This window comes from Streptococcus sp. DD04 (assembly GCF_001578725.1).
GTDB lineage: Bacteria > Bacillota > Bacilli > Lactobacillales > Streptococcaceae > Streptococcus > Streptococcus sinensis.
Genome location: NZ_KQ968977.1, coordinates 210,380 through 231,310, shown reverse-complemented (window position 1 = coordinate 231,310; position 20,931 = coordinate 210,380). Strand labels below are relative to the sequence as shown.

Genomic DNA, 20,931 nt, shown 5'->3' with positions numbered 1-20,931 from the left:
TTTCTATGGCAAAACAACGAAATGAAATTGAAGAAAAATACACTTGGGATTTAAGCACAATTTTCCCGACAGATGAAGCCTTTGAAGCAGAGTTGGCGCAGGTTTCAGAAGAAGTGAAGAAGGCAGCTAGTCTGGCTGGGCATTTGCTGGATTCGGCTGATAGTCTCTTAAAAACGACTGAAGTGCAGTTGGACTTGATGCGCCGGATTGAAAAGCTTTATTCTTATGCTCACATGAAGAATGACCAGGATACTCGTGTAGCCAAGTATCAAGAATATCAGGCTAAGGGTATGACTCTTTATAGTGAATTCGGTCAAAGCTTTGCTTTCTATGAGCCAGAATTTATGGCGATTACAGAAGAGCAATACCAGGCTTTCTTGGCTGAGCAGCCAGGTTTGCAGCTGTATCAGCATTATTTTGACAAGCTTTTGAAAAAGAAAGCCCACATCCTAACCCAGCGCGAAGAGGAGCTATTGGCCGGTGCTGGTGAAATTTTTGGTGCAGCGGGCGAAACCTTTGCTATCTTGGATAATGCGGATATCGTCTTTCCAATGGTGCATGACGAAGATGGAAATGAAGTTCAGCTCAGCCACGGTAACTATATCACCCTGGTCGAGTCTAAGAACCGAGAAGTCCGTAAGGAAGCTTACGAGGCTCTCTACAGCGTATACGAGCAGTATCAGCATACCTATGCTAAGACTTTGCAAACTAATGTCAAGGTCCACAACTACAATGCGAAAGTCCGCAAGTTTTCATCTGCCCGTGAAGCGTCTTTGTCAGCGGACTTTATTCCTGAGAGTGTTTATGACAGCTTAGTTTCAGCTGTCAATAAGCATTTGCCTCTTTTGCAGCGTTATATTGCTTTACGAGCGAAGATTTTAGGAATTTCTGACTTGAAGATGTATGATATGTACACACCTTTGTCAGAGATAGACTACAAGTTCACTTATGAGGAAGCCTTGGCTAAGTCTGAGGAAGTCCTGGCTATTTTGGGTGAGGATTACTTGAGCCGAGTGAAGACTGCCTTCTCAGAGCGCTGGATTGATGTTCATGAGAATCAAGGCAAGCGCTCAGGAGCATACTCAGGCGGTTCTTATGATACCAATGCCTTTATGTTGCTCAACTGGCAGGATACGCTGGACAATCTCTTTACCTTGGTGCACGAGACTGGTCACAGCATGCACTCCAGCTATACACGTGAGACGCAGCCTTATGTTTACGGAGACTACTCTATCTTCTTGGCTGAGATTGCTTCAACGACCAATGAAAATATCCTGACAGAGAAGCTCTTGGAAGAAGTAGAAGACGACGCTACCCGCTTTGCTATCCTCAATCACTTCTTGGATGGCTTCCGAGGTACAGTCTTCCGTCAAACCCAGTTTGCGGAGTTTGAGCACGCTATCCACAAGGCTGACCAAGAAGGTCAAGTTTTGACTAGCGAGTTTCTCAATGAGCTCTACGCTGATTTGAACGAGAAATACTATGGACTGAAAAAAGAAGACAATCCGCAGATTCAGTACGAATGGGCTCGGATTCCGCATTTCTACTACGATTACTATGTTTTCCAATATTCGACAGGCTTTTCAGCAGCTTCTGCCTTGGCTGAAAAGATTGTCCATGGCAGTCAGGAAGACAAGGACAAGTATTTGGACTATCTGAAAGCTGGGAACTCTGACTATCCACTCAATGTCATCAAAAAAGCAGGTGTGGATATGGAAAAAGAAGACTACCTAAATGCTGCTTTTGCTGTCTTTGAGCGTCGTCTGGATGAATTTGAAGCCTTGGTAGAAAAGTTGGGACTGGCATAAAATGGTCGAGACTTATAATCAAAATTCTAATCCCAATATGCGTCGGCCAGTGGTCAAAGAAGAAATTGTAGACTTTATGAGACGGCGTCTCCAGCCAGTCACTGGTGGACTTAAGGAGCTGGAAGACTTTGTCAGAGCTGAAAATGTACCTGTGATTCCCCATGAGACAGTGGCGTATTTCCGCTTGCTTCTTGAAAGTCTGCAGCCAGAGAAGATTTTAGAAATCGGTACGGCTATTGGTTTTTCGGCCCTTTTGATGGCGGAACATGCTCCTCAGGCTCAGATTACGACTATTGACCGCAATCCAGAGATGATTGAGTTGGCCAAGGCTAATTTTGCTAAATATGACAGCCGTCAGCAGATCACTCTGCTGGAAGGTGACGCAATGGATTTGCTTGAGACACTGGAGGATTCTTACGACCTTGTCTTTATGGACTCTGCCAAGTCCAAGTATGTGGTCTTTCTGCCCCAAGTTCTCAAGAGCCTCAATCCTGGTGGTCTGGTCCTCATTGATGATGTCTTTCAAGGAGGAGATGTTGCCAAGCCTTTTGAGGAAATTAAACGTGGTCAGCGGGCTATTTACCGCGGTTTGCATAGTCTCTTTGATGCAACTTTGGACAATCCAGACCTGACTGCGAGCCTGCTTCCGCTGGGAGATGGGTTGCTTATGATTAGAAAAAAATGAGATATCTGAAATTATCCTGTTATTTAAAAGTTTTTAGCAAAATTTAAGATATCAAGTTAGATTTGTGGTACAATATACAAAGTGAATTTATATAAAAGCGAGGAGAAAAACATTCTATGAAGAAAAAATTGTTCGCAGGAGCTGTGACACTTTTATCCGTTGTTACGTTAGCTGCGTGTTCGCAAGCAGATGGTAAAGACATTATTACCATGAAGGGAAACACAATTACGGTTAATGAGTTTTATGATCAAGTTAAGAGCAATGGAGCTGCTCAGCAAGTCTTGCTTCAAATGACGATCAAGGAAGTATTTGAAAATAAATATGGTAAAAAGGTAACCGATAAAGAGGTGACAGAAGCCTTTGATAAAATGAAATCAGCCTATGGCTCTGCTTTTCAAAAGGTTCTTGCACAAAACGGATTGACCGAAGATGCCTACAAGGATCAAATTCGGACCAATAAATTGGTTGAGTATGCTGTAAAAGAAGCTGCTAAAAAAGAATTGACAGATGAAAACTATCAGGCTGCCTTTGCAAATTATACGCCAGAAGTGACTGCTCAAATCATCAAGCTGGACAGCGAAGATAAGGCTAAAGAAATCCTTGAACAGGCTAAAGCGGAAGGTGCTGATTTTGGTCAAATCGCAAAAGATAACTCAACAGATGCAGCAACCAAAGAAAAAGGTGGAGAAGTGAAGTTTGATTCTGGCTCGACAGATGTTCCAGATGCTGTCAAAAAAGCTACTTTTGCCTTAGAAGAAAATGGAATTTCAGATGTTGTAACTGTTCGAAGTTCTCAAAATTATAGCTCCAGCTTCTATATTGTTAAGTTGGTCAAAAAATCTGAAAAATCTTCAAATTGGAAGGATTATAAAAAGCAGCTGAAAGAAGTTATTTTAACGCAAAAACAAAATGATGCTAGCTTCATTCGCTCAGTTGTAGCCAAAGAGCTGAAAGATGCAAATATTAAGGTGAAAGATGCTGCTTTCCAAAATGTTTTTGCGCAATATATTGATTCAGAAACCTCAGATTCATCTGCCTCTGCTTCCTCAAGTGCTGCCAGCAGCTCAGCAGCTGAAAGCAGTTCAGAAGAAGCTTCTTCATCAGCTGCAGAATAAGGTTGACGAAAAGAGAATAAGCAAGTATAATAAGACTGGTGAGAATTGATTTTTCAAGTTCTTAGTTCAGAGAATTGGCGGTGCTGCGAGCCATCTGAGACGGGAAATCATGCTACTCATCTTGGAAAATAGAATATGAAATGAGAATGACAAGTTCATTGAATGAAGGTGGTACCGCGGTTTTTCGCCCTTCGGACAAGGAACTTGTCTTTTATATTGACTGTGGAGGTCAAACGATGAAAACCTATTTAGTCAAACAGAAACTTCGCTTAGGCGGCGAACGTTTTGATATCAAGGACGATCGAGGCAATGTAGATTACCAAGTGGAAGGATCTTTTTTCCAGATTCCTAAGACTTTTACCATCTACGATGCACAGGGGCAGACTGTCAGCCAGATTTCCAAAACCTTTCTAACTTTCCTGCCCCAGTTTGAGATCAAGCTCAGCAACGGACATAGCTTTTATATCCGTCAGAAATTCACGATTTTGCGTGATAAGTATGAATTTGACAATTTGGGGTTACGAGTGGAGGGCAATTTTTGGGATCTGAATTTCCGTCTGCTGGATGACAGCAATCAAGTCGTTGCAGAGATTACCAAGGAGCTTTTCCATCTAACCTCTACTTATCAGGTTCATGTCTATGATGAGACTTATTCAGATTTAGTCATTTCCCTCTGTGTCGCTATTGACTATGTGGAGATGCTGGAAAGCTCGTCCTCGTAATACAACTATTTTTAGAAAAAATTTAAGGAGAAAAATAAATGAAACAAATGTCAAGTGCTCAGGTTCGTCAAATGTGGCTGGATTTTTGGGCAACTAAAGGTCATGCAGTAGAACCATCTGTCAGCTTGGTGCCAGTCAATGATCCAACCCTGCTCTGGATTAACTCTGGAGTAGCAACCCTCAAGAAATACTTTGACGGAACCATTATTCCAGAGAATCCTCGGATTACCAATGCTCAAAAGGCGATTCGGACCAACGACATCGAAAATGTCGGAAAGACTGCCCGCCACCATACTATGTTTGAAATGCTGGGCAATTTCTCTATCGGCGATTATTTCCGTGATGAAGCGATTGAGTGGGCTTACGAGCTTTTGACTAGCCCTGAGTGGTTTGATTTCCCAGCTGAGAAACTCTACATGACTTACTATCCAGCTGACAAGGATTCTTACAACCGTTGGATTAAAATGGGAGTGGATCCAAGTCACTTGATCCCAATTGAGGACAACTTCTGGGAAATCGGTGCAGGACCTTCTGGACCAGATACAGAGATTTTCTTTGACCGAGGCGAAGCTTTCGACCCAGAAAATATCGGAGTCCGTCTCTTGGAAGAAGATATTGAAAACGACCGTTATATCGAAATCTGGAATATCGTCTTGTCACAATTCAACGCCGACCCTGCTGTACCGCGTAGCGAGTACAAGGAATTGCCTCATAAGAACATTGATACGGGCGCTGGTTTGGAGCGTTTGGTCGCTGTTATCCAAGGGGCGAAGACCAACTTTGAAACAGACCTCTTCATGCCAATCATTCGTGAAGTAGAGAAACTGTCTGGTAAGGTCTATGACCAGGATGGAGACAATATGAGTTTCAAGGTGATCGCAGACCATATCCGCTCGCTCTCCTTTGCGATTGGCGATGGCGCTCTTCCTGGAAATGAAGGTCGTGGCTATGTGCTTCGCCGTCTCCTCCGCCGTGCTTCTATGCATGGACAAAAGCTGGGCATCGAAGGGACCTTCCTTTACAAACTTGTACCAACTGTGGGCAAGATTATGGAAAGCTACTACCCAGAAGTTCTTGAGAAGAAAGACTTTATTGAAAAGATTATAAAGAGTGAGGAAGAATCTTTTGCTCGTACTCTGCACTCTGGTCAACACTTTGCCCAAGGCATCGTAGCAGACCTAAAAGAAAAAGGTCAAACAGTCATTTCTGGTCAAGATGCCTTCAAACTTTACGATACTTACGGCTTCCCACTGGAGCTGACTGAGGAAATCGCTGAGGAAGCAGGCATGACGGTGGATCGTGCTGGCTTTGAAGCGGCTATGAAAGAGCAGCAGGATCGGGCGCGTGCTTCCGTCGTCAAGGGCGGCTCAATGGGCATGCAAAATGAAACACTGCAGGCCATCACAGTAGAGAGTGCCTTCAACTACGAAAGAGAAGAGTTGACAGCTGAGTTGGTCGCTATCGTGGCGGACGATGCAGCAGTGGAGTCTGTTGAGACAGGCACAGCTGCCCTCATCTTTGCAGAAACACCATTCTACGCAGAAATGGGTGGTCAGGTGGCCGACCACGGTCAAATCTTTGATGCAGAAGGCAATCTGGTAGCGCAAGTAAGGGACGTGCAAAAGGCACCAAATGGTCAGCCATTACATACTGTAGAAGTTTTGGCTCCTTTGGCTCTGGGGCAAAACTATAAACTGGAAATTGACCACAGCCGTCGTTACCGTGTGATGAAAAACCATACGGCGACTCACCTCTTGCATGCAGCCCTACATAATGTTCTTGGGAACCATGCAACCCAGGCAGGCTCTCTGAACGAAGTAGAATTCCTGCGCTTTGATTTTACGCATTTCCAAGCGGTGACAGCAGAAGAACTGCGTGCTATTGAGCAAGAAGTCAATGAGAAGATTTGGGAAGCTATTGCCATTGAGATAGTAGAGACAGATATTGATACAGCTAAGGAAATGGGTGCTATGGCACTTTTTGGCGAAAAGTATGGTAAAGAAGTTCGTGTCGTAACCATTGGTGACTACTCTGTTGAGCTTTGCGGAGGCACCCACCTAGGCAACACTTCTGAAATCGGGATTTTCAAGATTATCAAAGAAGAAGGTATCGGATCTGGAACTCGTCGTATCTTGGCAGTTACCAGCAAGGAAGCTTTTGAGGCCTACCGTGAGGAAGAGGAGGCGCTCAAGTCTATCGCAGCAACCCTCAAGGCACCGCAAATCAAAGAAGTTCCTCACAAGGTGGAAGCACTGCAGGAGCAACTTCGTCAACTCCAAAAAGAGAATGCAGAGCTCAAGGAAAAAGCAGCAGCAGCGGCCTCTGGTGAAGTCTTCAAGAATGTTCAAGAGGCAAATGGATATAGCTTTATCGCAAGTCAGGTCTCTGTTTCCGACGCTGGCGCCCTGCGTACCTTTGCCGACACTTGGAAGCAGAAGGATTATTCAGATGTTCTCGTACTGGTCGCAGCAATTGGAGACAAGGTCAATGTCCTAGCAGCCAGCAAGACCAAGGGCGTCCATGCCGGTAATTTGATTAAGGAATTGGCACCGATTGTGGATGGTCGAGGCGGCGGTAAGCCAGATATGGCTATGGCCGGGGGAAGCAAGCAATCAGCTATCCAAGATTTGCTTGGAGCTGTTGCTGAGAAATTATAATAGATTTTTTAAGACCAGGATTCGATTCTGGTCTTTTTTTCGCTTTTCTAAAGACAAGAAAATGTTTAATTAAAATGTTTTTATGAATAAAAATACAATTAATACTTGACAATATCGGATTTTGATAGTAGAATTATACGCATATTTATACAAAGGAGTTTTAAAATATGCGTATTTCGATTGTTGGAATTACAGGTTACTCAGGATTAGAACTCCTTCGTATCCTGCAGCATCATCCAAGAGCTAAGGTCGTTTCGATCCATGCGACGAAGGAAATCGGCAAGTTTTTGTCAGAACTTTATCCACATTTAAAAGGACTGTGTGACCTAAAAATTGAGGTGTTTGATAGTCAACGTATTATGCAGCAAGCTGATCTGGTATTTTTTGCAACTCCGAGCGGGGTGGCAAAAGAGATGGTGGCAGATTTTATTGCAGCAGATTTTCCAGTGATTGACTTATCTGGAGATCATCGCCTACCAGGGGATATTTATCAAAAATGGTATAAAAAAGAACCTGCTCATGCAAGTATTCAGAAAAAGTTTATTTATGCCTTGTCTGAATTTGTAGATGTAAATGAGAAGCACTTTATTGCCAATCCAGGCTGTTATGCTACAGCAACGGAACTGGCCTTGGTGCCTCTGTTGCAAGCGCAGGCTATTGAGCTTGATTCTATTATTGTGGATGCTAAGAGTGGTCTGACTGGTGCAGGGAAAAATCCTACAGAAGCCAGTCATTTCGTACAGGTTCATGATAACTATGTCACTTATAAACTAAATCAGCACCAGCATATTCCTGAAATTGTTCAGTTTTTGCAGAGTTTTGATGAGAAGCTTGCGTCTATCCAGTTTTCGACTTCTCTGATTCCGGTCAATCGTGGGATTGTAGCGACGGTCTATGTGAAATTGAGAAAAGGCCTGAATGTAGCAGATATTTCCAGTATGTATCGACGATGTTATCAGGATAAACCTTTTGTCAGGGTGCAGGCAGCTTTGCCAACCTTGCATCAAGTGGTTGGGACCAACTACACAGATATAGGTTTTGACTATAATCCGGTGACCAATATTTTAACGGTAGTTGCAGTTCTGGATAACTTGGTCAAGGGAGCGGCTGGACAAGCTGTTCAAAATATGAATCTTATGTTTGCTTTTCCAGAGACGGAAGGACTTCTCAGTCCACCTCTATTTGTATAGTGATGATTGGAGTCAGAATGAAATTAATTGATGGAAATATTGCCAGCCCCCTAGGCTTTTCAGCCGACGGTTTATATGCTGGTTTTAAGAAAAAGAAGCTGGACTTTGGCTGGATTGTTTCAGAAGTGCCAGCTAGCGCTGCAGGAGTTTATACGACCAACAAGGTCATTGCGGCTCCGCTCATCGTCACGAGAGAATCCGTGAAAAAAAGCGGGAAACTGCAAGCAGTAGTGGTCAATTCAGGTGTAGCCAATTCCTGTACAGGAATCCAAGGAATGGAAGATGCCTATGAGATGCAAAGGCTGACAGCACAAAAACTGAAGATTGAGCCTGACTTAGTAGGTCTTGCTTCAACAGGAGTCATCGGTGAGCTGCTTCCAATGGATGCACTGAAAAATGGTCTGTCGCAAATTGTCATCAGTGGTAAGGCCGATGATTTTGCTCGAGCGATTCTAACGACAGATACCTGCACGAAAACCTGTGTTGTGACGGAACGATTTGGTAAGGATTTGGTGACCATGGCAGGAGTAGCGAAAGGATCAGGAATGATTCATCCTAATATGGCTACCATGTTGGCTTTTATCACTTGTGATACCAATATATCTAGCCAAACATTGCAGAAAGCACTTGGACAGAATGTTGAAACGACTTTCAACCAAATTACAGTGGATGGAGATACGTCAACTAATGATATGGTTTTAGTCTTGGCCAACGGTTGTACTCAAAATGAAGAAATTTTGCCCGATACAGAGGAGTTTGAGCGCTTTGCCCAGATGCTGCACTATGTAATGGAAGATTTGGCGAAGAAGATTGCTAAAGACGGAGAGGGAGCGAGTAAGCTGATTGAGGTGGATGTTCTGCATGCTCAGGACAGCCTGAGTGCACGAATGATTGCCAAAAGTGTGGTCGGTTCCAGTCTAGTAAAGACAGCGATTTTTGGAGAAGATCCAAATTGGGGCCGAATTATAGCCGCGATTGGATATGCAGGAGCCGAGTTGTCAGTTGCAAATATTGATATCTTTATCGGTCAGCTTCCGGTCATGTTGGCTTCTAGTCCAGTTGCTTTTGATGCAGAAGAAATGCAAGAAATGATGGGGCAGGATGAAGTCACTATTACCATTGACCTCCATGACGGAGACGCTACTGGAAAAGCTTGGGGTTGTGACTTGTCTTATGACTATGTGAAAATAAATGCCCTCTACAGAACCTAAGGAGAAATAATATGAAAGATGTTATCGTGATTAAAATTGGCGGTGTTGCCGCCCAGAAATTATCCACTTCTTTTATCGAGCAGGTGAAAAATTGGGTCGATAATGGGAAAAAGATTATTCTTGTTCACGGAGGAGGCGTTGTCATCAATCAGCTCTTGCTGGAACGTCATTTGCCGAGTCGTAAGGTCAAGGGGCTGCGTGTGACCAACCAGTCGGATATTCCTATCATCAAGAAAGCTCTGCTGGATATCGTTGGACAGGGTCTGACTCAACAGTTCAATCAGGCTGATATTGACAGCATTCAGTTAGTGTCTCATCTGGGCCAGACCGTGTCAGCGGAGTATATTGACAAATCAATTTATGGCTATGTTGGTCAGGTCACGGATATTCACAGTAGTTATTTGGAGCAGCTTTTGGATGACCATATTATTCCAGTTTTGGCTTCACTTGGGGAAAATGCAGACGGTCAAGTATTGAATATCAATGCGGATTATTTAGCTGCTGCTGTAGCTAAAAAATTTCAGGCAGAGAAATTGATTTTGATGACGGATGCGCAAGGTGTCTTGGAGGATAAAAAAGTGCTGCCACAGATTTTGACCAGCCAAGTGCCCCAAAAAATCCAGAAAGGAATTATCAAGGACGGTATGATTCCAAAAATTGAAAGTGCTGTTCAGACAGTCCTCTCCGGTGTTAGTCAGGTCTGGATTGGAAATAGTCTTTCGGCAGGAACCTTGATAGCAGAGGGATAAATATGAGTTTTTTATTTCAAAATTATAATCGAGCCTCGATTGAATTTGTCAAGGCCGAGGGCAACTATCTGATGGATAGTGAAGGGCGTGCTTATTTGGATTTTTCTTCTGGGATTGGGGTGACCAATTTGGGCTTTCACCCGCAAGTCCAAGCGGCTCTGCTTCGGCAGGCCGAGCAAATTTGGCACAGTCCCAATCTTTATCTCAGCTCACTGCAAGAAAAGGTGGCTGAGGAGTTGGTTGATGGCTATGATTACCTAGCATTTTTCTGCAACAGTGGGGCGGAGGCCAATGAAGCAGCCATTAAGTTGGCCCGCAAGGCCAGTGGCAAGCAGGGGATTATTAGTTTTCAGCAGTCCTTTCACGGTCGGACTTTCGGGGCGATGGCTGCGACTGGCCAAGAGAAAATTAAAATAGGATTTGGTGACGGTCTTTCTCATTTCAGCTATGCCATTTATAATGATTTAGCCAGTGTTAAAGCCTTAGTCAATGATGATACTGCTGCTGTGATGCTGGAATTGGTTCAAGGAGAGTCGGGTGTCCTGCCAGCTGATGAGCAATTTGTTCAGGATTTAGCTGATTTTTGTCGGCAAAACAAGATTTTGCTAGTGGTGGATGAGGTGCAGACAGGGATGGGTCGAACGGGCAAGCTTTATTCCTTTGAACACTATGGCATTGTGCCAGATATTGTGACTTTGGCCAAGGGACTGGCCAATGGAGTGCCAGTAGGGGCAATGCTAGGCAAGAAAGAGCTGGCTTCAGCCTTTAATTACGGCAGTCATGGTTCAACTTTTGGCGGTAATCGATTAGCCATGGCAGCTGCTTTAGAAACATTGCGCCAACTAAAAACACCTGGCTTCATGGAAGAAGTTCAGGAGAAAAGCAGATTGCTAGTCGGAGAATTGCAAACAGCCCTCCAAGGAAATCCAAGGATCCTAGCTATTAGAGGTCTGGGTTTGATGATTGGAATCGAAACAAGTTCTAACCTGTCTGTCCTAGTTGAAAAGGCACGGGAAAAAGGCTTGATTGTTCTTACAGCTGGAACGAATGTGATTCGCCTCCTGCCACCTCTGACCCTCAGTGAGGAAGAAATCCAGCGAGGCGTAGGCACTCTCAAGGAAGTATTTGAAGAAGTAGATTAGAAACTCAGCTGAAGCTGGGTTTTCTTTTGTCAAGGATTCTATACTTTATGACAAAAATCTTTATTTTTTTGACAAATATACTTGTCAAAAAGAAAAGAATCTGTTACAATGTATTTAAGTTAAGAAGAAAAGATAAAAGGAGGGACTCATGGATATACTGTTTTGGTTTCTAGTTCCGGTATGTTTCGTTTTTTGGTTGACGTCATTCAGTAAATTGAACAATGTGAAAAGGAAGTTGAAACGTTTAGAGAGAAATAAAGAAAGGAGTGGAGAAATGTCACATTTTTTTAAAGAAATGATTGGGGAAAAACCGATCATAGTCGGTGAACTTTTCGGGACAGATTGCTGGGAGGTAGTTGATGCTGATGACGATTGGGTTAAGTTGAGTAAGACCAATAAAAAAGGTCAAACAAGAATGAAATTGATGCGAATTGACGATATCAAATCTGTTGAACTAAGAGAGAGCTGAGAGGTGTTTCCATGAAACTAAAAAATCGACTCAAAGAGCTAAGGGCTAGGGATGGATTGAATCAGACTGAGTTAGCCAAGAAAGCCGGCGTGTCGCGGCAGACGATTAGTTTGCTTGAGCGGGATGAGTACACACCCTCCGTGGTCATTGCCCTCAAGATTGCTCAGATTTTCAACGAAAGTGTCGAAAATGTCTTTCGCCTAGTGGAGGAAGAGTAGGCCGTTAGGAAAAATCGGTGACTGGAGATATTTTATGATAGCCGTCTTGTCTTGAAGACCAGCAAGCAAGCTTCTATATCATAGCGGTTACTTGATCCAATCCTGATAAGTTGTATAGGTATATTAGTACTTTCCGTAAGTGAGAGAAAGTAAAACAAGGAGAAAACAATGCAAGAATTTATGGAAAACTTTAAAGTTAACGAAGAACAAGCAAAAATTGCTGGTGTCTGTGCAGGTTTGGCGGATTATTTTGGGATAAAGGTAGCTTATATTCGTCTGATCTTCGGAGTTGTAGTGCTAGCATCAACTGAGCTAGGGATTTTTGTAGCCTTGGGCTATGCCTATCTGGCAGGATGGTTCCAAAAGGATTATTTGTGGAATAAAATGAGCAAAAAAGTCAGAAATCACTTTATTTTTCTGATGATAGTGCTGATTATTTTACCTTTATTTGGCCATGAAATACTGGAAACTGCCTCTGATTTTATTAGCCAAGTCATGGCTTGGCTGACTGCGCTTATTTAAGTATAGGAGAAAACAATGTCAACAAAGAAAAGAATATTGAGAAATATCGGCATCTTAATTCTTGCTGTTATATTAGGAGGGGTAGTTGGTTTTATAATGGCTCATTTTGAGCATTTTTCTTGGCCGACTGTTTTAAATGTTGAATTGCTGAAGAACATTGGTCGAGCGAGTTTGTTTATTCTCTATCCCGTAACCTTTTTCTTGCTCTATCAGACGCATAAAGTTCACGGGGCTTACCAGAGAGAAGAAGATGATGACAGAAGCTATGATCTATATCGTCAAACTTTCAAAACCCTAGAATATGCGACGATTTTATATAATATCTCGTCTGCTCTGACTCTATTCACCCTCTTTGTAGGAGTGAGCTACCTAGGTCCGCTACTAGGGTCAGAAATGACGATTGACATTCCATTTTATGATATTGCACTGTTTCTTGCTTTGATTTTAGGGCAAATTCTTGTATTGAAAACTACTCAGAAGGTTCGTCAATATAAATTATCTGCTATGCCAACCATTGAGGAGATGAAGGACTATGCGCTGTCCTATGATGAAGGGGAGTTGCAGGCTCATTATGAACAAAGCTTTTTGACCCTCTTCAACCTCAATCAGCGCCTCATTCCAGGCCTTTATGTCTTACTCTTTATTCTTGGAGCTGGGACACCGATGCAGGTCGCTTCTGGTATGATTGTCTTAACCATTATTTTTGTCTATATCAATGCTGAATCTTATCAAGCAGTTAAAAGATATTTCAAATAAGCTGTTTGGCGGCCAAAAAGGAGTTCATCATGAAATTAATCAAAAAAATCAACTTTATGGAAGAAAAGAAATATGTAATCGGTCTAAATGTAGCGGGGATCTTGCTGATTTTTCCCTTCTCCGTGCTTTTTGCGAAATTGACCCAGCTAATCTTCCGAGCCGATCATTATGATTTTTCGGGTCTAGATATCGTCTATTTGTTAGTTTTTACCTTTATCTTTGTCGTCATCCATGAGTACATCCACGGTTTCTTCTTCAAGTTTTTTGGTAAAGGGAAAGCCAAGGTCAAGTTTGGTTTTAAAAATGGGATGGCCTATGCGACTAGTCCAGATACCTTCTACCATCGTAAGGACTTCTTGGTTATTGGTTTGGCACCCTTTGTTTTGATTAGCCTACTCCTGACTTTATTGGCCATGCTGGGCTTGATCAGTTCAACTCTCTACATGCCTCTAGCTAGTCTTCATGCAGCGGGTTGTGTTGGTGACTTTTACATCGCTTTGCTGCTGTTGGGGCAGACTGATGATATTATCATCGAGGATACTGAGGTTGGCATGAATTTTTACCAGAAAGAAGAAGGAAATTAGGTCATCAAAGCTACTTGCTATTAGGCTTATTGATAAAGAGTTTTAGTCCTGGTTCTTTCGAAGTCAAAAACAAAGTTTAAGTGTATTTTATCTGGTACAAAATAAAAAAGATTATCAACTTGAACCGCACCCCAAAAAGTTAGATTTTTCTGTCTAACTTTTTGGGGTCAGTACAACTTGGTTGATAATCTTTTTATGTTCTGTTTTACTTATTCTTTCAAAGAACTTGCCATCTGGCTAGTAACTGCTAGAGTTATGTGCTGTGCTTATTGTTCTATACTTGCAAGTAGCATTTATTTATCAGGCTGCCACTGCCAGCTGGCTCCGAATTGTGCTAATAGATCAAAGGCAGCTTCTGGTCCCATAGAACCGACAGCGTATTCATGCAGCGGCACTTGGTTTTGGCTCCACAGCTGTTCGATTTTATCAATCAATTCCCAGCTAGCTTTGACTTCATCCCAGTGGCTGAAATTGGTCGAGTCGTTATTGAGCACGTCAAAAATCAGCTTTTCATACGGGTCTGGAGAGGCTCCTGAGGCTGTGGCATCTGTCCGGTAATCAAATGAAATCGGGGCTGGATTAAAGAGCTCGCCGACTTCTTTTCCGTTGACACTGAGTGAAAAACCTTCGGTTGGCTGGATGTAAATAGTCAAAACATTTGGTTTGAGCGGCTCACCAAAAATGGAATCCATCTGCTTGAAAACAATATTGACATGAGTACCCTTTGCGGTCAGGCGTTTTCCAGTTCGGAAGAAGAAAGGCACATCACGGAAACGGTCAGTATCAATAAAGAAGGCACCAGAAACAAAAGTTTCAGTAGTCGATTCAGGATTGACATTGGGCTCGCTACGGTAGGAAATGTATTTTTTGCCGTTGACTTTGCCAGACTTGTATTGCCCCCGAATGAAGAGACGCTTCAAATCGTCCTCACTTGGCTGAACAAGGCGCTCAAAAACTTTGACTTTTTCTGCTCGAATGTCTTCTTTGGTAAAGCTTTTTGGCTTATCCATGGCTAGTAGAGAGAGGAGTTGCAAGGTATGATTCTGTACCATATCGCGGAGGGCCCCGGACTGATCATAATAGCCACCGCGTTCTTCAACACCGAGCTTTTCAGCAAATGTAATCTGCACATTATCAATATAATTGCGGTTCCAAATATTTTCAAACAGGAGATTAGCAAAACGAATCGCGAAGATGTTTTGGATCATTTCCTTGCCCAGATAGTGGTCAATCCGGAAAATCTGTTCTTCGTCAAAAGTGGCCAGTAAGTCTTCGTTGAGCTTGCTGGCAGTTGCCAGATCTGTCCCAAAGGGTTTTTCGACAATCAGACGCTCAAATCCTTTTCCATCAACGATATGCTCAGATTTGAGGTGCTTGGCAATGGTTCCAAAAAACTGAGGAGCCATAGAGAGGAAGAAGAGTTTATTGTTCTCTGCCTGATATTCCTCATTGAGCTTGTTTTGCAGCTTGCACAGCTCAATATAATGCTCGGTATCCTGCACATCGTGGCTTTGATAATAAAAATGACTGGCGAATTCTTGGGCTTGCTCAGGACTATCAGCTAGGTCTGAGATAGACTCGACAACGACAGACTCAAAATATTCCTTACTCCAAGGTCTGCGGGCAGTTCCGATAACGGCAAAATGTTCAGAAAGATTGCCAGATTTATAAAGTCTAAACAGGGAAGGATATAGTTTTCTTTGGGCCAAGTCCCCACTGGCACCGAAAATTGTAACAATAACTTTTGAAGACATGATACCTATTACCTATCTAAATGTGATTGTTTCTATTTTATCACAATTTTCAGAAAAATTGTATTTGAAAAATTCGGATTTGGTGGAAAGAAAATATCCCGAGGGAAAGTCGGGATACGAGTTTAGGATTGGCTTTTCTTCTTGATAGCGCGAAAGAGGAAATAGTAGAAAATAAAGTTGCTGCTCACGAGGAGCAAAAGCAAGCTAAAGACATTGTGGACACCAGTTGTGGTGTCGGGTGCTTGATTGAGCAGGACGGCTGCAATTGCTGTTCCCAAGGCGCCTGCGAAGGTCTGAGCTAGTTGAAAGAGGGCAGTTACATCTGCTATTTTTCCTTTGCTAGCTTGTGAGGCGGAAAGGGCCATAGTATTGTTGAAGGCCATGTTGCGGCCCAGAGTAAAGAGGATATAAAAAACTAAGATTAGTGGGAGATTGAGCCAGTTTGTAAAGAAGCTATAGACAATCATGACGAGAAAGACTAGGCTATTACCGCCAAAGAGAGATAGTTTAGGGCCTTTGTTATCGTATAATTTTCCCAGAAAAGGAGACATGAAAGCTCCGATCATAGTTCCTGGAAGGAGGGAAAATCCAGCTTGAGCGGTTGAGACATTCTTGACCAGCACGAGAAAGTTGGGAATGAGAAAATTGCTGGATAGGTTGGAAAATTGAAAGATCAAAAAAGGTAGAATTCCAAAGAAAATCGTTGGTTCTTTCAAGATACGGATGTCCAGGAATGGATGTTGGACAGTCAGACTCCGCCAGATGAAAAAGGCAAAGGAAAGGAGGAAAACAGCCAGATACAGCCAATTAACGCTGGCTCCCTCTTCCAAACTGGAAATGGTCATTAAAGAAAAGGAAAGGGCAACTGCAAGAGAGAGAAAGCCAAGAACATCAAAAGGACGCTTGCTTTTACCAGTTGAATTTTGTAGGTTAAAATAGGCTAGTAAAAAAGAAATGATGGGAACCGGTAAGATACAGGTATAAATCATATGCCAGTCAAAAGAGGCAATCATATAGCCTCCGTAGGTCGGGCCGATGGCTGGTGCCAGGCTGATGACTAGACCGCTCAGTCCCATGAAAAGTCCAATATTTTTCCGAGGGATTCGTTCTACAATGAGATTAAACATGAGCGGCATGGCAATTCCAGTTGCTCCGCCTTGGAGGATTCGTCCTATCATTAGGAAGGTAAAATCTGGTGCCAGCGTGGCAATCAGATTTCCAAGGCTAAAGATGGCGAGTGAGGTAAAGAGGATGCGACGCTCAGTCCAGTTGTGGGCCAGAGTCGCTCCCAGCGTTATAGTGATGGCGACCGCCAGCAGGTAGCCAGTCGTAATCCATTGTAGTACTCCGAGGCCCAAGCCAAAGACCTGGCTGAGGTGGGGAAAGGTCACATTCATACTAGTCTCTGAAAGAATTCCAGCAAAGGCGACTAAGGCCACAGCCAGAATAGAAAGCAAATCTTGTTTCCTTGCTTTTTCTTGCTTCATAAAAATAACTCCTTTTCAAATGAGATAGTATTATTGTAGCACGATTTTCCCAAGATAGGAGAGAAAAAAATCAAATAGCAACTTTAATCAAGGCTCTTGTAATTTATAAAAGTCGGGCAGACTAACTTGGTAGAGGGGGAAGAATGAATTGCAGGGATTGCATATAAAAGAAACACCCATGAAAATGGATTTTCACAGGTGTTTGACTTTAAAAGACTCGATAGACGTAAGGATTGTCCGGTTTTTCTACCCTATCAAAGCTTTCAACTTCTAGAGTTGGCAGGCTTTGTCCCAGACTTTTATGGTAGTGCATGGCAAGTTTCCCCTTGGCATGAATCCAGGTATTATCCTTGAAATGCTGGGTATTTCCGGTCGTCAAGAGACCATAGACACCCGAGTCAGCAATACAGTGGATGATGCCGAAGCGAAAGAGAAATTGACTCTTCTGATCGCTGGGATCATTGTAGACAAAGCCGGTGAACTCCAGCGTCTTGCCTACAAACTCGTCGGGATAATCATAGATGACTTCCATGATTTCCATGTAGTTCTCAGTTGTGACCTGAATGGTATCTTGCTTGACATATTTCTTAGCGGCTGCCCGCATTTCTTTTTCGTAAGCCCCTTTGGTAAAGTAGGTGCTGGTGTCCGGCTTCAGGTATTGGCTGGTTGTGCCTTCGTCCTGCTGAATAGCAGTTGAAGTTCCCTCAGCCAGCGGGAAATGAAATCCTTTAGCCGAAACTGTTGTCGAATCCAAGGTTACAGTTGGAAAGAAAATTCCTACAAAAAGCGGAATGATAAGGAGTAGTACGCTGCCTAACCTGGCCCAGCGAGTGCTTAAATGACTGTGAACCTCCATCTTCTTCATCCAGATAATGAGCTGCACGACTGCCAAGACAAAAGACAGAATCATAGACAAGTAGGCCAGATAGGAGTAGTGGAGATTGATATATTGGTTGAGCTTGCCCGTCAGCTGCAGATACATGGTAATCTCAAAGTAGCCGACTAAGATTAGAAATCGAATCATAGCACCACCCCCACAAGCCAAGAGTAAAGAAAGACGACGACGGTAACCAGGCTGATAAATTGCCAGATAAAGCGTGTCTTAAAGTAGTTTTTCATCATCAGCAGATTCTTGACATCCAGCATAGGCCCAATGACCAAGAAAGCTAAGACTGGTGCTAAGCCGAAGCTAGCAATCAAGGAGCTCCCGATGAAAGCATCAGCTTCGCTGCAAAGTGAGAGCAGGAAGGACAGCAGCATGAGCAGAAGAATAGCAACAGCTGGTGTCGAGCTGATAGAGGTCAGGATTCTGGTTGGCACATAGACTTGGACCAGGCTGGCAAAGAGACAGCCAAAGACCAGATAGCGGCCTGTATCGAAAAATTCGTCAATGGCCTGCACAAAGACCTGAAAAAGCTTTTGTCCTTTGCTGAGATGTGAAAAGTCATGCTCATGAACAGCTTTGCGATTTTCTTTTTGGATATTGCTATCCGCAAAGAAGCCCAGAAAGATCCCTAAAAGAATAGCCACTGCCATAGAACCTAAGGCACGAAGCAGAGCCATTCGGAAGGAATTTCCAAATGCTGAGTAGGTCGCAAAGAGCACGATGGGGTTGATGACTGGAGCCGTTACCAGAAAAGGCACAGCCGTGTAACTGGGAACTTTCTTTTCCAGAAAACGATTTATAATGGGAACAATTCCGCACTCGCAAGAGGGGAAGACAAAACCAATCAAGCTCCCAAAGAAAATCCGAGCCCACTTGTTCTTAGGCAGGAAGTGATAAACCTTATCTGGCGTGACATACACCTCGATAAAGCCAGAAATAATACTCCCTATCAAGACAAAGGGCAGGGCCTCAATGATGATGGAGAGAAAGATGGCACCAGCCTGTAAGACGCTGGAAGGAAGGTTAGAAAAGAAGCTCATTCTTTCTTATCCTTCTCGTTTTTAGATTTTTTCTTGTCTTCCTCAGGGAACTCTACCTTTTCAATCTTGGGCAGGGTCGCAAACTCCTCAAACATTTTGTCCAAATCATCTGATCTAGTAAATTTAACAGCCATAGAGGCACCTCATTTCTAAAATAATAATTCTATTATACTACCAAACGAAAAAAATGATATTTTCAGCCATGATGGAGCTGAGACAGCAGACTTATCTTAGTAAGAAAAAGATTGCTTAAACTAGTCTTTATAGATTTTTCAGCTTCATATTATGATATAATAGAAGCGTTATGGAAAATTTAAATATTGAAAAAATTGCCCAGAAATTGGGTCTTAGAGAAAGCCAAGTATCACAGGTCCTAGATCTGACCGCTGAGGGAAATACGATTCCTTTTATTGCTCGTTACCGTAAGGAAATGACAGGAAATCTGGATGAGGTAGAGATTAAGGCAATCATTGACTTAGATAAGAGCATGACTGCTTTGGCAGAGCGTAAAGCAACGGTCTTAGCTAAGATTGAGGAGCAGGGAAAACTAACGGATGCTCTGCGCTCTGAGATTGAAGCTGCTGAAAAGCTGGCAGATGTGGAAGAGCTTTATCTGCCTTACAAGGAGAAGCGTCGTACCAAGGCTACTATTGCGCGTGAAGCTGGTCTCTTTCCTTTGGCTCGCTTAATCCTACAGGATGTGCCTAATCTGCAAGAAGAGGCTGAGAAACTGACTAGCGAAGCCTTTCCAACAGCAGAAGCTGCTCTAGCTGGAGCAGTAGATATTCTGACCGAGGCAATTTCTGAAGATACCAAGCTGCGGGCTTGGACCTACCATGAGATGCAGACCAATTCTTCTATCGTATCCAGTCTCAAAGACGGGGATTTGGATGAAAAGCAGGTCTTCCAAATTTATTATGATTTTTCCGAAAAAGTAGCGACCATGCAAGGCTACCGTACCTTGGCTCTTAACCGTGGTGAGAAGCTAGGTATTCTCAAGGTTGGTTTTGAGCACAATCTTGAGAAAATTCTGCGCTTCTTTGAAGTACGCTTCAAGGTGAAAAATGCCTATATTATTGAAGCTGTCCAGCAAGCGGTTAAAAAGAAAATCATTCCAGCCATGGAGCGCCGTATTCGGACCGAGCTGACTGAGGCTGCTGAGGATGGAGCGATTCAGCTCTTCTCAGATAACCTCCGCCATCTCCTCCTGATTGCCCCTCTCAAGGGTCGTGTAGTATTGGGCTTTGACCCAGCCTTTCGGACAGGAGCCAAGCTAGCTGTTGTGGATGCGACAGGTAAGATGCTGACGACTCAAGTCATCTATCCAGTAGCGCCAGCAAAGCCAGCTCAGATTGAAGCTTCTAAGAAAGAGTTATCAGAGCTGATTGAGCAGTTTGGCGTGGAAATCATTGCCATCGGAAACGGAACTGCCAGCCGAGAAAGCGAAGCCTTTGTAGCTGAAGTTTTGAAATCCCATCCAAATGTCAGCTATGTTATCGTCAATGAGAGCGGAGCATCTGTCTACTCTGCTAGTGAACTGGCTCGTCATGAGTTTCCAGAGTTGACCGTTGAAAAGCGCTCAGCTATTTCCATCGCCCGCCGTCTGCAAGATCCTTTAGCAGAGCTGGTTAAGATTGATCCTAAGTCCATCGGAGTTGGTCAGTACCAGCATGATGTCAGCCAGAAGAAGCTGTCTGAAAGTCTGGCCTTTGTCGTTGATACCGTGGTTAACCAAGTCGGGGTCAATATCAACACCGCCAGTCCTGCCCTGCTGGCTCATGTAGCTGGTCTTAATAAAACTATCTCAGAAAATATTGTCAAGTACCGGGAAACGGAAGGCTTGATTCGGTCTCGCGAGGCCATCAAGAAAGTGCCACGTCTGGGCGCAAAGGCTTTTGAACAGGCAGCCGGCTTCCTGCGTATTCCTGAAAGTGAT

The 20,931-nt window shown here is 43.4% G+C and carries 20 protein-coding genes; 15 read left to right on the top strand and 5 right to left on the bottom strand.

The annotated features are described in order from the left end of the window. Nucleotides 1–5 precede the first annotated feature (5 nt). The 14 genes from pepF to STRDD04_RS03800 all read left to right on the top strand — a co-directional run bounded on the left by pepF (nucleotide 6) and on the right by STRDD04_RS03800 (nucleotide 13,828). Entirely contained in the window at nucleotides 6–1,808 is a 1,803-nt protein-coding gene (pepF, locus tag STRDD04_RS03865) for an oligoendopeptidase F (protein ID WP_062199500.1), read from the top strand. 1 nt (nucleotide 1,809) lies between these two features. Then, nucleotides 1,810–2,493, top strand: a complete 684-nt coding sequence (locus tag STRDD04_RS03860) for an O-methyltransferase (protein ID WP_062199498.1) — start codon at nucleotides 1,810–1,812, stop codon at nucleotides 2,491–2,493. Between the two features lie 116 nt (nucleotides 2,494–2,609). Further along, the gene (gene prsA / locus STRDD04_RS03855; protein ID WP_062199496.1) at nucleotides 2,610–3,608 is read left to right on the top strand and encodes a peptidylprolyl isomerase PrsA; all 999 of its coding nucleotides are present in this window, start codon (nucleotides 2,610–2,612) and stop codon (nucleotides 3,606–3,608) included. Nucleotides 3,609–3,748: 140 nt separating this feature from the next. Further along, nucleotides 3,749–4,330 (top strand): LURP-one-related/scramblase family protein, encoded by a 582-nt coding sequence (locus tag STRDD04_RS03850; protein ID WP_197460077.1) that lies wholly within the window; start codon nucleotides 3,749–3,751, stop codon nucleotides 4,328–4,330. 38 nt (nucleotides 4,331–4,368) lie between these two features. After that, a complete protein-coding gene (gene alaS / locus STRDD04_RS03845) occupies nucleotides 4,369–6,987 on the top strand; it encodes an alanine--tRNA ligase (protein WP_062199495.1) in 2,619 nt (872 codons plus the stop codon). 167 nt (nucleotides 6,988–7,154) lie between these two features. Next, the gene (gene argC, locus STRDD04_RS03840; protein ID WP_062199494.1) at nucleotides 7,155–8,177 is read left to right on the top strand and encodes an N-acetyl-gamma-glutamyl-phosphate reductase; all 1,023 of its coding nucleotides are present in this window, start codon (nucleotides 7,155–7,157) and stop codon (nucleotides 8,175–8,177) included. Between the two features lie 17 nt (nucleotides 8,178–8,194). Further along, nucleotides 8,195–9,388 (top strand): bifunctional glutamate N-acetyltransferase/amino-acid acetyltransferase ArgJ, encoded by a 1,194-nt coding sequence (gene argJ / locus STRDD04_RS03835; protein WP_062199492.1) that lies wholly within the window; start codon nucleotides 8,195–8,197, stop codon nucleotides 9,386–9,388. 11 nt (nucleotides 9,389–9,399) lie between these two features. Further along, entirely contained in the window at nucleotides 9,400–10,137 is a 738-nt protein-coding gene (gene argB / locus STRDD04_RS03830) for an acetylglutamate kinase (RefSeq protein ID WP_062199491.1), read from the top strand. A 2-nt stretch (nucleotides 10,138–10,139) separates the two neighbouring features. Beyond that, complete coding sequence (locus STRDD04_RS03825; RefSeq protein WP_062199489.1) at nucleotides 10,140–11,279, top strand: acetylornithine transaminase; 1,140 nt, start codon at nucleotides 10,140–10,142, stop codon at nucleotides 11,277–11,279. 148 nt (nucleotides 11,280–11,427) lie between these two features. After that, nucleotides 11,428–11,748: a hypothetical protein gene (locus STRDD04_RS03820; RefSeq protein WP_062199487.1), complete on the top strand. Its 321-nt coding sequence runs from the start codon at nucleotides 11,428–11,430 to the stop codon at nucleotides 11,746–11,748. 11 nt (nucleotides 11,749–11,759) lie between these two features. Next, the gene (locus STRDD04_RS03815; RefSeq protein WP_062199485.1) at nucleotides 11,760–11,966 is read left to right on the top strand and encodes a helix-turn-helix transcriptional regulator; all 207 of its coding nucleotides are present in this window, start codon (nucleotides 11,760–11,762) and stop codon (nucleotides 11,964–11,966) included. A gap of 168 nt (nucleotides 11,967–12,134) precedes the next feature. Further along, nucleotides 12,135–12,488, top strand: a complete 354-nt coding sequence (locus STRDD04_RS03810; protein WP_062199483.1) for a PspC domain-containing protein — start codon at nucleotides 12,135–12,137, stop codon at nucleotides 12,486–12,488. A 15-nt stretch (nucleotides 12,489–12,503) separates the two neighbouring features. Continuing rightward, nucleotides 12,504–13,244, top strand: coding sequence for a DUF3169 family protein (locus STRDD04_RS03805; RefSeq protein ID WP_062199464.1), 741 nt, complete (start codon nucleotides 12,504–12,506; stop codon nucleotides 13,242–13,244). Nucleotides 13,245–13,273: 29 nt separating this feature from the next. Continuing rightward, nucleotides 13,274–13,828: a DUF3267 domain-containing protein gene (locus STRDD04_RS03800; protein ID WP_062199463.1), complete on the top strand. Its 555-nt coding sequence runs from the start codon at nucleotides 13,274–13,276 to the stop codon at nucleotides 13,826–13,828. Nucleotides 13,829–14,121: 293 nt separating this feature from the next. Here the strand turns inward: STRDD04_RS03800 and zwf are convergent, their stop codons facing one another. The 5 genes from zwf to STRDD04_RS10895 form a co-directional block, all read right to left on the bottom strand. Then, the gene (gene zwf / locus STRDD04_RS03795; RefSeq protein ID WP_062199462.1) at nucleotides 14,122–15,582 is read right to left on the bottom strand and encodes a glucose-6-phosphate dehydrogenase; all 1,461 of its coding nucleotides are present in this window, start codon (nucleotides 15,580–15,582) and stop codon (nucleotides 14,122–14,124) included. A 122-nt stretch (nucleotides 15,583–15,704) separates the two neighbouring features. After that, complete coding sequence (locus STRDD04_RS03790; protein WP_062199461.1) at nucleotides 15,705–17,069, bottom strand: MFS transporter; 1,365 nt, start codon at nucleotides 17,067–17,069, stop codon at nucleotides 15,705–15,707. A 208-nt stretch (nucleotides 17,070–17,277) separates the two neighbouring features. Then, nucleotides 17,278–18,093, bottom strand: a complete 816-nt coding sequence (locus STRDD04_RS03785; protein ID WP_062199459.1) for a TIGR03943 family putative permease subunit — start codon at nucleotides 18,091–18,093, stop codon at nucleotides 17,278–17,280. Beyond that, nucleotides 18,090–18,995, bottom strand: coding sequence for a permease (locus STRDD04_RS03780; protein WP_062199458.1), 906 nt, complete (start codon nucleotides 18,993–18,995; stop codon nucleotides 18,090–18,092). Before STRDD04_RS03780 ends, STRDD04_RS03785 begins: the two co-directional genes overlap by 4 nt. After that, the gene (locus STRDD04_RS10895; protein ID WP_002894961.1) at nucleotides 18,992–19,129 is read right to left on the bottom strand and encodes an SPJ_0845 family protein; all 138 of its coding nucleotides are present in this window, start codon (nucleotides 19,127–19,129) and stop codon (nucleotides 18,992–18,994) included. Before STRDD04_RS10895 ends, STRDD04_RS03780 begins: the two co-directional genes overlap by 4 nt. A gap of 170 nt (nucleotides 19,130–19,299) precedes the next feature. Between STRDD04_RS10895 and STRDD04_RS03775 the strand changes: the two genes are divergently transcribed. Then, on the top strand, nucleotides 19,300–20,931 hold a 1,632-nt coding region (locus STRDD04_RS03775; protein WP_062199457.1), incomplete at its 3' end, for a Tex-like N-terminal domain-containing protein.